This window comes from Grimontia marina (assembly GCF_900060185.1).
GTDB lineage: Bacteria > Pseudomonadota > Gammaproteobacteria > Enterobacterales > Vibrionaceae > Enterovibrio > Enterovibrio marinus.
Genome location: NZ_FIZY01000241.1, coordinates 1 through 622, shown reverse-complemented (window position 1 = coordinate 622; position 622 = coordinate 1). Strand labels below are relative to the sequence as shown.

Here is a 622-nt window from a genome sequence, read left to right as displayed (position 1 = left end):
GAAGGGTAATTTGCGCTTCTCCTAAAATGGCCGTTGCGGGAGTACGCAATTCATGGCTGACGTTCGCAAAAAACTCTTTCTGCTGACGTTTAGCTTGCTCCAATGTTTCGAGTGCATTGGCGAGTTCTTGGGTGCGTGCGGTGACTTCTCGCTCAATGAGTTGACGCGAAGCGATCTCTTTTTGCTGCGCATTTTCAAGGCTTTGTGCCATGTAATTAAAATGCTGCGCTAGGGTTCTGGGCTCACTTGGCCCGCTGACCGATACTCGATGGTTAAGATGGCCTTGTTCTAAAGATGAAGTGCTTTTTAGCAGCTCCGCTAACGGTTTGGATAAGGTACGCAGTAACCAGCCTCCTAGCAGCAAGCCAAAGACTACCCCCAGTAATGATAAGGTTACAATGACATTTTCTACATCAGATAATGATTTCATCGCTTCCGCTTCATAGCGTGCAGTACGTTGTTTCTGTAGAGAAATAGCTTGATTCAGCAGCTGGCGTAGGTCGGTATTATCCACTTTATCAAAGGTGTCACTGAGTAAAAGCCAGCGATCATTATTGTCTGTGATTTTTGCGATTTCCCAGGATCGAAGCGCTGTTTTTAATCGTCCAAAGTTAGTTTCAAA

General features: G+C 45.7%; 1 protein-coding gene. It reads right to left on the bottom strand.

The features are described from left to right. Positions 1-622 (bottom strand): HAMP domain-containing protein (locus tag GMA8713_RS26200; protein WP_157515818.1); only part of this gene is annotated, 622 nt, incomplete at both ends.